The organism is Roseomonas sp. TF40 (assembly GCF_057219975.1).
Genome location: NZ_JBXVVR010000001.1, coordinates 1200442 through 1211771, shown reverse-complemented (window position 1 = coordinate 1211771; position 11330 = coordinate 1200442). Strand labels below are relative to the sequence as shown.

Genomic DNA, 11330 nt, shown 5'->3' with positions numbered 1-11330 from the left:
TGCAACCGGAGCCTGCCCTTGCCCAAGCCCGAGGCCCTCGCGCCCCTGCACGCCACCATGACCGAGTGGCGGCAGGACGTGCATCGCCATCCCGAATTGGGCTTCCAGGAACACCGCACCGCCCGCATCGTCGCCGAGCTGCTGCGCGGCTGGGGGATCGAGGTGACCGAGGGCGTGGCCGGCACGGGCGTGGTCGGCACGCTTCGCGGGCGGCCCGGCAACCGCGCCATCGGCCTGCGCGCCGACATGGATGCGCTGGCGATGACCGAGGTCACGGGCCTGCCCTATGCCAGCACCACGCCGGGGCGGATGCATGCCTGCGGGCATGACGGCCACACCGCCATGCTGCTCGGCGCGGCGCACTGGCTGAGCACGCATCGGGACCGCTTCGCCGGCACTGTGCAGCTCATCTTCCAGCCCGCCGAGGAATCGCTCGGCGGGGCGCGGGTGATGGTCGAGCAGGGGCTGTTCGATCGCTTTCCCGTCGATGCCGTCTACGGGCTGCACAACCTGCCCGGCCTGCCGCTTGGCACCATCGCCGTGCCGAAGGGCCCGGTGCTGGCCAGTTCCGACACCTGGGAGGTGACCTTCACGGGCGCGGGCACGCATGGCGCGAAGCCGCATCTGGGCACGGATGCGACGCTCGCCGCCGCGCAGTTCATCGTGGCACTTCAGATGATCGCAGCGCGTGAGCTCGACCCGCTGGCCACCGGCGTGGTCAGCGTGGGGCACATCGCCGCGGGCGATCCGGCCGCGCCGAACGTCATTCCCGCCGCGGTCTTCGTGAAGGGCACGGCGCGCGCGCTGACCGCCGAGGTGCGCGAGCACATCGCCCGCCGCATCGGCGAGATCGCGCAGGCCGCCGCCGCGCTGCACCGCGTGGACGCGATGCCGATCTACACCCGCCGCCTCGCGCCCACGGTGAACCACGCGCCCCAGGCCGCCGCGATGGTCCGCGCCGCGACGGGGTATGCGCTCGCCGTGCAGGACGACCACCCGCCGATCACCGCCGGCGAGGATTTCTCCGAGTTCCTGGCGCGGCTCCCCGGCGCCTATTGCTGGCTCGGCACCGGCGCGCCGGCGCATCCGGAGGGGTTCCACCACAACCCGCATTTCGACTTCAACGACGCCGCGCTGATCCATGGCGCGGCCTTCTGGTGCTCCCTTGTCGAGAGTGAATTGGCATGATCCCCACCATCATCGATTGCGACCCCGGCACGGATGACGCCATCGCGCTGTGGCTCGCGCTGGCCTCGCCCGAACTCGATGTGCGGCTGATCACGGTGGCGGGCGGCAATGTCGGGCTCGATCGCACCACGGCCAATGCGCGTGCCGTGGTCGGGCTCACCGGCCAGGCCATCCCCATCGTCGCCGGCGCGGAGCGCTCGCTGATGGCGCCCTTCCGCTCGGAGACCGCGGTGCATGGGCAGGACGGCATCGGCGGCGTGACCCTGCCCGAGGGCGCGGCGCTCTCCCCCGGCATCGCCGCCGACGCCATCCGCGCCACGCTGCGCGCCGCCGCGCCGGGCAGCGTCACCGTGATCGGCCTCGGCCCCGTGACGAACCTCGCCCTCGCTTTCGCCGCCGAGCCCGCGCTCACCGATCGCGTGGCGGAGATCGTGCTGATGTCGGGCGCCTGGGCCGAGGGCAACATCACCCCCGCGGCCGAGTTCAACGCCTGGAACGACCCCGAGGCGCTGGCCATCCTCACCGGGCTTGGCGTGCCACTCACCCTTGCGACGCTCGACCTCACCGCCCAGGCCTTCGTGACGCCCGAGGTCGTGGCGCATCTGGATGGGCGGCGCGGCGGCGCCTGCTGGCAGGCGGCGCGGGACATATTGCGCGCCCTGCCGCCCTCCAGGCGGATGGGCTTCCGCGGCTTCCCGCTGCACGATCCCTGCGCCGTGGCGTGGCTGCTCGCCCCCAGCCTGTTCACGCGGCGCGCGGTGCATCTGCAGGTCGAATGCGCGCCGGGGCCGAACCGCGGCCGCACCGTGATCGACCGCTGGGACCGGCTGGGCCTGCCGCCCAATTGCGGCGTGCTGGAGACGCTGGACGCGGAGGGCTTCTTCGACCTGCTGGCGGCGCGGATCAGCGCCCTGCCATAGGGTCAGGCAGGCTCAGTCGCCCGCCCCCTGGGCCGCGAGCCTGCCACCCAGGCGTGGACCGGCATCGTTGTGCGGGTTGCGATCGAGGGGGGCGACCAGCAGCGGCAGCGTGGCCTCCGCGGTTTCCAGCACCACCCGCAGCGCGGCCGCCGGGTCGCGCCCGGCATGGATCTCCGCCTGCATCGCCTCGGCCGCCGCGCCAAGCCGCCGCGCGCCGAGCGTGCGCGCCGCACCCAGAAGCCTGTGCCCGGCATGGCGCAGCCGGGGCAGGTCCTGGAGGATGCCAGGGGTCGAGAGCGTCTCATGCCCCAGCCGCAGCTCGGCGACGAATTCGCTGATGACCATGTCCGCCGTCGGTCCGATATCGGCCGCGAGGTGCAGCAGCGCCGCCTTGTCGAGCAGCGGCTGGCGCGGATCGAGCACGGGCTGGCGGGCCGATTGTGCCAGTGTCCCGCCGGCGGCGAGGCTGCTGACCGCGGCAAGCAGGCTCTCGCGGTCGATCGGCTTGGCGAGGTGCCCATCCATGCCGGCTTCCCGGCAGGCCTCGACCTGCTCGGGCAGGGCGGAGGCCGTGACGGCAAGGATCGGCACGCTGGCCCGACCGCCATCCAGCTCGCGGATCCGGCGCGTGGCCTCCAGCCCGTCCATCACCGGCATCTGCAGGTCCATCAGCACCACGTCATAGGTCTCGCGCGCCACGGCGGCCAAGGCCTCGGCCCCATCGGCGGCGCTGTCCACCCGGTGCCCGGCGGCGACGAGCATGGCGCGCGCCACCATGCGGTTGGCGGCGACGTCATCGGCCACCAGCACGCGCAGGCTGCGCGGCCCCGTGCCGCCCCCCAGTCCGGGGGCGGGAAGCACCTCGGCGGAAGTCGGGAGCGCCGCGGGCTTCAGCGGCAGTTCCACCCAGAACAGGGCACCCACGCGGGTCGCCGCGTCGCAGCCGATGCGCCCACCCATCGCCTCGGCCAGCCGGGCGGAAATGGCCAGGCCAAGTCCGGTGCCCACGCCTTCCCCCGCGACCGGCGCGAGTTGCGAGAAATCCTCGAACAGCAGATGCCGTTTGTCGGCGGGCACGCCGGGGCCGCTGTCCTGCACCTCGAAGCGCAGGCCGCCCGCGGGAGCAGCGAGGGGAAGGGCGCGCAGGATCACGCGCCCGCCGGCGGGGGTGAACTTCACGGCATTGGAGAGCAGGTTCAGCAGCATCTGCCGCACGCGGGTGGCGTCGGCCTCCACCGCCTCGGGCGTGCCCGGGGCGAGGTGGAGGGAGAAGGCGATGCCCTTGCGCTCCACCTCGGGCGTCAGGAGACCGGCACAGGCTTCGAGCAGTGGTCGCAGCGCGATGGGGCGCAGGTGCAAATCGAGCTTGCCGGCCTCGATCTTCGACAGGTCGAGCAGGCTGTTCACGAGTTCCAGCAGGTGCCGACCGGCGTCGTGCAGCATGTTCACCTGGTCGCGCTGCTCGGGGGTGAGTGCGGGGTCGCGCAGCAGCACCTGGGCGAAGCCGAGCACGCCGTTCAGCGGCGTGCGCAGTTCATGCGACATGCGCGCGAGGAACTGGCTCTTGGCCTCCCCCGCGGCCCGGGCGGCGTCGCGCGCGCTGGCGAGTTCCTCCATGGCGCGCTTGAGCGGCGTGATGTCGGTGCGGATGCCCACCGTGCCGCCATCGGGGGTGCTGCGCTCGGTGATCAGCACCCAGCGGCCATCGGGCAGCAGGCGTTCGATGGGCGGGTTGTTGGCGTGGCGCCAGCGATCCATCTCGTCGATGAAGGCCTCGATGTCGCCCACGGCCTGCGGATACTGCCCGCGCCGCGCGCCTTCGCGCATGATGTCGCGGAAGGCGGCGCCCGCCTGGATGAAGGGCGCGGAGATCGCGTAGAACTCCTTGTAGCGCTGGTTGCAGGCGATCAGCCTGTCGTCCGGGCCGAACATCACGAAGCCGTCGGACATGCTCTCCAGCGCGTTCTCCAGCGTGCGGCGCCAGCGTGCGCGCTCGGCCTCCACGCGCTCGCGCTGGCGCAGGCCGAGCAGCAGGGCGGCGGCCAGCGCCATCACCAGCCCGGCGAAGGCGACGGAGACGATCAGCGCGCGCTCGCGGTCCGCGGCCCAGCCGGCCAGGGCCTGGCTGCGCTCGATCGTGGTGGCGATGGAGAGCGCCGGGTAGAGCGTGGGCCGCACCGACACCAGCACGGGTTCGCCGTTGAAGCGGCTGCGGATGTCCTCGCCGGTCGCGAGCGCCTGGGCGGGGGGCTGCAGCCGCCGGCCGATCCGCGTCTCGTCATGCGGCAGGGCGGCGAGCAGCGTGCCGTCGTCGCGTTCCAGCGTCACGCGCAGGCCCGGCGCCTCACCACCGAGCGCGAGCAGCGAGGTCACGACCTGCACCGGCACCTCGGCCACGGCGGTCACGGAACCGAGGCCGGGCATGACGAGGGGCCGAGCGAAGAACAGCGCCCATTCGCCCGTGGCGGGGTTGCGCACCGGCCCGCCGATCATCACCCCGCCCGCATTGGGCCCGGTATCCTGGAACGCCGAACCAAGGGCGAGCGGCAGCGGCCGGCGGCGCGAGACGCTGAGCGCGGTGGCGATGGGCAGGCCTTCGGCATCCACCAGCAGCACGTCGCGGAAGGTGAAGTTCTGGTTGTTCAGCTCGCGCATCACGCGGCTGGCGCCATTCGCGTCGAAGCGGCCATCGCGGTGGAAAGGGGCGAGGATGGCGGGCAGGCCGGCGAGCATCGCATCGACCTGCACGAAGCTGCGGTTGATCGAGGCCTCCACCGCCCGGCCGACGCGGCTTGCGGTGTCCTGTGCCGCCGCCAGGGCGGCCTCCCGCGCGCGGTCCAGCAGCAGCACTGTCGCCACCACCTGCGCAAGCAGGATGGCGATGGCGGCCGCCAGGACAGCGAGACGAAGGAGGCGGGCGTTGTGCATCGCGTGCCGCTACTCAACCCGCGCCCGGATGCCGAGCACCGGGCCGAGATGCTCGTTCCAGGCTTCCACGCAATCGACGCCGCAGCGGCTGACCCAGCGCGGCAGCACGACTTCGGTCAGCAGGCGGCGGCGGCGTTCCTCATCGGCGGCGCTGACGGGCACCACGGTCATGGTGCCACGCCGTCCGGTCGTGCAGCCCGCCTGGCCGGAATTGCATGCCAGGCCCTCGCCGGTCTCGCGGTCGGCGGCCGACCAGATCTCTTCCTCGAGTTCGGCGACGCCGCGGCGCATCTGCGCCTGGATGTCGGCCGGCAGGGCGGCCCAGGCCGTCTGGTTCGCGCCGAAGACCGAAATGCCCCAGGCCAGCGCCATGGCGTGCACATGGCTCGTCACCTCATGCAGCCCGACCGCATTGCCCGACAGCGTGCCGGTGATGGCGCATTCCACCACCCCGCCGCGCACGGCCTGCACCATCTCCGCAAAGGGCGTGACCACGGGCGTGGCGCCCAGAGCCTGCACCATCTCCGACTGTCCGACGGAGGATGTGCGGATGCGCCGACCCGCGAGGTCGGCCAGTCCGTTGAAGGGCCGCGCGCAGAACACGACCTGGGCGGGGTAGGTATACACGCCCAGAAGCTCGATCTGGTAGCGCTCGCGCAGCACCTCTCCCAGATGCGGGCGGAAGGCGCGCACGGTCTGGCGCAGCGTCGCCATGTCCGGCGACAGGGCGGGCAGGTCCACCGCGTTGAATTCCGGCTCCTCGGTCGCCACCACGGCAAGCAGCGCCGTGCCGAAGGGGACGACGCCGAGCCTCATGAGCTGCAGCATCTCCTGCCCGCGGATGCCGCTGCGGTCGAAGGGGGCGATCTCGGCCACCACCCGCCCCGCGGTGATCTCGGTGATGCGGCTGCGCCAGAAGGGCTCCTCGTAGCGCAGATACTGGCTGACATTGGCGAGCCCGCCCACCACCTTCAGGCGGATCGGCTGCTGCGCGGCCACCGGAACGGGCAGGACGACCAGCAGGCCGAGCAGGCAGAGCGCGAGGCGCAGGAGAGTGAGGGGGCGGCCGAAGCCGATTCCCCTGCTGGCCGGTGCGCTCCACATCTGCAATGCCATCCCAAACGCCATTCGAAACGCCCTTGGCCGAGGGGACCCTGTCCCCGGTCAACTTCTCGTGTCGTCTTCCCGTGTCGTCCTTGCCGCCTGCCTTGTCCCTGGGCCTTGCATGCGCCGTCGCGTGGAAGCGGAGGCCGGCCGGCGCCGCAGCAAAAGCGACGATCCAGCTCGGAGGTGGCAACGCGAAAGGCCACGCCGCGCCTTATAGCAAGCAACAGGGGGATTGCGGCAACCTTAACGCGAAGCCGCGCCGGCATTTTCGCATGCCCTTGCCTCGACTGACGCCGCGCCAGGCTGGACTCCTGGCGGCGCTCAGTCGAGCTGGTCGCGCACCCAGGCCGCCGCGTCGGGCGGCAGGCCGATGAAGGCGCTGCGCGGTGCGAAGGGCACCACCAGCAACTGGCCCGACTCGCTGAGCCCGCGCCGGGCGATGGCGCGCCGGAAATGGCCCAGCAGGTAGTCCGGCGAAAGGTCGGTGGCGGCCAGGACCGCATCGGCGCCGAGCGCCCAATGGGCATCCGCCACCTCCCAGATCGCGTCGCGCAGCGCGTCGCGCATCTCTGCCGCCGCATCCGGCGCCGCATCGGGATGGTGGACCACCAGGACTAGTGTCATGTTTCCTCTCAGGCCGGTTGAAAAAAGGCCGGCACCGGGGCGCAAGGCGCCGCCCGTGCGGCCCCTTCCGTCGCGCGCATCGTTCGGACAGGATGGTGGCATGAATGCGGCCCCACAGACACCCATCGAGATCGCCAGCCACCGCGGCGGCCTCTTCCTCTGGCCCGAGAACAGCGCGCGCGCCTTCCGAGAGACGGCGCGCCTGCCTGTCGAGCAGGCGGAGTGCGACGTGCACATGACCCGCGATGGCGAGGTCGTGGTGATGCACGACGCCACGCTCAACCGCACCACCGATGGTCGCGGGCCGGTGGCGGAGATCGACCTGGCCGCCTACCGCGCGCTGCGCGTGAAGGGCACGGCCGGGGAGGCGCCGCCGACGCTGGCAGAATACCTCGAGATCCTCGCCCCTTCGCCGGTGGCGCCGCGAATCGAGATCAAGGCGGATGACTCCCGCCGGGCCTATCCTGGCATCGTGGGAAAGACGCTCGCGGCGCTGGATGCGTCGGGGCAGCGCCGCCGGACCTGGATCATCGGCTTCCAGGCCGACACCATGGCCGAGGCGCAGGCGGCCGGCGGCCTGGCCGGCGTGGCCTGGCTGCTCGAGATCCCCACGCTGCGCGACCTGGGCATCGAGGGCATGCTGGCCGTGGCGCGCGCGCATGGCTTTCCCGAGATCGGCATGGCCGAGAGCGTGGTCGATGCGCAGATCCTGGCCGCCTGTCGAGCGGCAGGTCTGCGCCTGGGCGTCTGGGGTGCAAACCATGCGGGCTCGATCCGCCGGATGCTCGAGATGGGCGTGGATGTCTTCGCCACCGACGACCCGCCCCTGGCCATCGCCCTGCGCCACCAGTGCTGATCTGTCGCGCGCCGCGCCACTGCGTGCGGCGATGCTGTAACAGGTTGCGGTGCGGCTTTGGCCGTGCCTAGACTTCCCCCAAGAAGCAAGCGTTCTTGGGAGGGTGCGTGGCCACAGGGGAGAATCTCCTCGTCGCCGAGGGCGTGAGTCTGCGCTTCGGTGGCGTGCGCGCCCTGACCGATGTCGCCTTTGCCGTGCGCGAGGGCGAGGTCTTCTCCATCATCGGCCCGAACGGCGCGGGCAAGACCTCCATGGTCAATTGCATCTCCGGCCGCTACCGCCCGACCGAGGGGCGGATCCTGTTCCAGGGGCAGGACATCACGCGTCTTGGCCCCAACCGCCGCGCGGGGCTGGGGATCGGGCGCACCTTCCAGAACCTGGCGCTGTTCGGCCACATGAGCGTGCTCGACAACATCATGGTCGGCCGCCACCACCTGCTGAAATCGGGCTTCCTGCGCGGCATGGCCTATTGGTTCGGCGGCGCGCAGCGCGAGGAGCTGGAACACCGGCGGGAGGTTGAGGAGATCATCGATTTCCTCGAGATCCAGCATGTGCGCAAGGCGCAGGCCGGCACGCTGCCCTATGGGCTGCGCAAGCGTGTGGAACTGGCCCGCGCCGTCGCGCTGAAGCCGCGGCTGATCCTGCTCGACGAGCCCATGGCCGGCATGAACCTCGAGGAGAAGGAGGACATGGCCCGCTTCATCCTGGACCTGAACCAGGAATGGGGCATGACCGTGCTGATGATCGAGCACGACATGGGCGTGGTCATGGACATCTCGCACCGCGTGATGGTGCTCGATTTCGGTCGCAAGATCGCGGAAGGCCTGCCGGAGGAGGTGATGGCCCACCCGCAGGTGCGCCGCGCCTATCTCGGCGATGCGGATGAGGTGCCCAACCCGGCGGAGTTGGACGCGTGAGCGGCCTCGAGACTCTGCCGCGCCTGCTCGCGCACAACGCCGCGCGGCATGGGGATGAGATCGCGCTGCGCGAGAAGCAGTTCGGCATCTGGCGCGCCTTCACCTGGGCGGAATACCACGCCCGCACGCGGCTTTTCGCGCTGGGTCTGCGGCAGCTCGGCGTGCAGCGCGGCGAGGTGATCGCCATGATCGGCGACAACCGGCCCGATTGGGTGATGGCGGAGATCGCCGCCCATGCGCTGGGCTGCCGCAGCCTCGGCGTCTATCGCGACGCGCTGGAGGATGAGGTCGCCTACCTGCTGGAGGTCAGCGGCGCGGCGGTGGTCTTCGCCGAGGATGAGGAGCAGGTGGACAAGCTGCTCGGCGCCTCGGATCGTCTGCCGGCGCTGCGCCACATCGTCTTCTCCGACCCGCGCGGGATGCGCAAGCTGGAGGATCCGCGGCTGATCTCGGCCGAGGCGCTGTGCCGGATCGGCGCTGAGGTGGATGTGGCGGCCTATGACGCGCTGCTGGCGGCGCAGGATCCCGAAGCCGTCGCGGTGCTCTGCACCACCTCGGGCACCACGGCGCGACCGAAGCTTGCGATGCTCACCGCCGGCGCGCTGGTGCGCCATTGCCACGCCTATCTCAAGGCGGACCCGAAGGGACCGCAGGATGAATACGTCTCCGTCCTGCCGCTGCCCTGGATCATGGAGCAGATCTACGTCCTCGGCTGGGGGCTGATCGCGCGGATGAAGGTCAACTTCGTCGAGGAACCCGAGACGATGATGGCCGATTTCCGGGAGATCGGCCCGACCTTCGTGCTCTTCGCGCCGCGCGTCTGGGAAGCCCTGGCGGCGGAAGTGCGCGCCCGCGTGATGGATGCCAGCCCGCTGAAGCGGCGGATGTTCGAGCTTGGCATGAAGCTCGGGCTGGAGGGCCTGGCGCGGGGGCGGCGCTCGGGCCTCGCGGATGCGTTGCTGTTCCGCGCGCTGCGCGACCGGCTCGGCTTCTCGCGCCTCACATCGGCGGCGACGGGCGGCGCGGCGCTGGGGCCGGAGACCTTCCGCTTCTTCCAGGCCATGGGCGTGCCGCTGCGCCAGCTCTATGGCCAGACGGAACTGCTCGGCGCCTATACGCTGCACCGCGCGGGCGAGGTGGATTTCGACACGGTCGGCGTCGGCTTCGACGATACCATCGAGATCCGCATCGACGCGCCGGATGCGAATGGGGTGGGGGAGATCGTGACGCGCCACCCCAACATGTTCGCCGGCTATCTGGGGGGCGAGGCGCCGGCCGATCTGCGCCAGGGCTGGCTGCACACCGGCGATGCCGGCTATTTCGACAAGGCCGGGCAGCTCGTGGTGATCGACCGCATCAAGGATATCGCGGAGACCGCCGCTGGCGTGCGCTTCAGCCCGCAATACATCGAGAACAAGCTGAAATTCTCGCCCTATGTGGCAGAGGCGGTGGTGCTGGGCGCGGGACAGTCGCACCTGGCGGCGATGATCTGCATCCGCTTCCCCATCGTCAGCCAATGGGCCGAGCGCAACCGCATCGCCTTCACCACCTATTCGGACCTCGCCGCCAAGCCGCCTGTGCTGGAACTGCTGCGTGCCGAGGTTGCCCGCGTCAACGCCACGCTGCCCGAGGCGCAGCGCCTGCGCGATGTGGTGCTGCTCTACAAGGAGCTGGATGCGGATGATGAGGAACTGACCCGCACGCGCAAGGTGCGCCGCGGCGTGATCGCGCAGAAGTACGGCGACATCATCGCGGCGATCTATCGCGGCGACGCGGCGATCCCGGTGGACACCACCATCGCCTTCCAGGACGGCACGAAGCAGCGCATCCGCACCACGCTGCAGGTGATGCGCATCGCGCCCGCACCCGCCCAGGCCGCGGCATAGGAGAGCAGGGATGGATTGGGCGCTACTGCTGCAACTCACGCTGAACGGGCTGATCGTCGGCGCGCTCTATGGCGTGGTCGCAATGAGCTTCGTGCTGATCTACAAGGCCTCGCAGGTGGTGAACTTCGCCCAAGGAGAGTTCCTGCTGGTGGGCGCCTGGGTGTGCTGGTGGTTCCTCTCCGAGTGGCAACTGCCCTTCTATGCCGGCTTCCTGTTCACCCTGGTCTTCATGACGATCTTCGGCGTGGTGCTGCAGGTGGTGGTGCTGCGCCCGCTGATCGGCGAGCCGGTGATCAGCGTCATCATGGCGACGATCGGGCTGGGCATCTTCTTCCAGGCGCTGATGAAGTGGATCTTCGGCGTCTTCGCCAAGCCCTTCCCGCCGATCTTCGCCGTCGAGCGCGTCAGCGTGCTGGGGCTGGAGGTGCAGAGCGTGTACCTGATGAGCCTCGCCATCTCGCTGCTCATCATGGCGGCCTTCGGCTGGTTCTTCACCGCCTCCAAGCATGGCCTTGCCATGCGCGCCACGGCCTTCGACCAGCAGGTGGCGCAGTCGCTGGGTGTCTCCGTGCCCAAGGTCTTCGCGATGAGCTGGGCGATCTCGGCCGTCGTCTCGGCGGTGGCCGGCGTGGTGGTGGGCGTGGTGAACGGCGTGTCTTCCGCGCTGTCCTTCTACGGCATCAAGGTCTTCCCGGCGGTGATCCTGGGCGGGCTCGATTCCATCCTTGGCGCCGTGCTCGGCGGCATCATCGTCGGGCTGCTGGAGAACTGGGCGCACTACATCGACAGCGAGTGGCTGAACTGGGGCAACATGTTCCAGATCGCGCCCTTCTACGCGCTGGTGCTGATCCTGCTGATCAAGCCGTATGGCCTGTTCGGCACGAAAAACATTGAGCGCGTGTAG

The 11330-nt window shown here is 70.5% G+C and carries 9 protein-coding genes; 6 read left to right on the top strand and 3 right to left on the bottom strand.

Annotated features, from left to right (window positions below; translation table 11 throughout):
* The first annotated feature begins 18 nt into the window (after positions 1-18).
* Together AC2D9U_RS05280 and AC2D9U_RS05275 are read left to right on the top strand one after the other, a co-directional pair.
* Complete coding sequence (locus AC2D9U_RS05280; protein ID WP_484747083.1) at positions 19-1188, top strand: amidohydrolase; 1170 nt, start codon at positions 19-21, stop codon at positions 1186-1188.
* Positions 1185-2108 (top strand): nucleoside hydrolase, encoded by a 924-nt coding sequence (locus tag AC2D9U_RS05275; protein WP_484747082.1) that lies wholly within the window; start codon positions 1185-1187, stop codon positions 2106-2108. The genes AC2D9U_RS05280 and AC2D9U_RS05275 overlap by 4 nt, the downstream gene beginning before the upstream one ends.
* Before the next feature lie 12 nt (positions 2109-2120).
* On the opposite strand, the gene AC2D9U_RS05270 is transcribed toward AC2D9U_RS05275, so the two are convergent.
* The 3 genes from AC2D9U_RS05270 to AC2D9U_RS05260 all read right to left on the bottom strand — a co-directional run bounded on the left by AC2D9U_RS05270 (position 2121) and on the right by AC2D9U_RS05260 (position 6767).
* Complete coding sequence (locus AC2D9U_RS05270) at positions 2121-5036, bottom strand: response regulator (RefSeq protein WP_484747080.1); 2916 nt, start codon at positions 5034-5036, stop codon at positions 2121-2123.
* Between the two features lie 9 nt (positions 5037-5045).
* Complete coding sequence (locus AC2D9U_RS05265; RefSeq protein ID WP_484747079.1) at positions 5046-6152, bottom strand: TRAP transporter substrate-binding protein; 1107 nt, start codon at positions 6150-6152, stop codon at positions 5046-5048.
* Between the two features lie 312 nt (positions 6153-6464).
* Positions 6465-6767, bottom strand: a complete 303-nt coding sequence (locus AC2D9U_RS05260; protein WP_484747078.1) for a hypothetical protein — start codon at positions 6765-6767, stop codon at positions 6465-6467.
* A gap of 100 nt (positions 6768-6867) precedes the next feature.
* Between AC2D9U_RS05260 and AC2D9U_RS05255 the strand changes: the two genes are divergently transcribed.
* The 4 genes from AC2D9U_RS05255 (at position 6868) to AC2D9U_RS05240 (ending at position 11330) form a co-directional block, all read left to right on the top strand.
* Positions 6868-7623 carry a glycerophosphodiester phosphodiesterase family protein gene (locus AC2D9U_RS05255; protein ID WP_484747076.1) on the top strand — a complete coding sequence of 252 codons (756 nt, stop codon included), beginning with the start codon at positions 6868-6870 and terminating at the stop codon, positions 7621-7623.
* Positions 7624-7730: 107 nt separating this feature from the next.
* Positions 7731-8540: an ABC transporter ATP-binding protein gene (locus AC2D9U_RS05250; RefSeq protein ID WP_484747074.1), complete on the top strand. Its 810-nt coding sequence runs from the start codon at positions 7731-7733 to the stop codon at positions 8538-8540.
* Positions 8537-10426: an AMP-binding protein gene (locus tag AC2D9U_RS05245; protein WP_484747073.1), complete on the top strand. Its 1890-nt coding sequence runs from the start codon at positions 8537-8539 to the stop codon at positions 10424-10426. The genes AC2D9U_RS05250 and AC2D9U_RS05245 overlap by 4 nt, the downstream gene beginning before the upstream one ends.
* Before the next feature lie 10 nt (positions 10427-10436).
* Positions 10437-11330, top strand: a complete 894-nt coding sequence (locus AC2D9U_RS05240; protein ID WP_484747071.1) for a branched-chain amino acid ABC transporter permease — start codon at positions 10437-10439, stop codon at positions 11328-11330.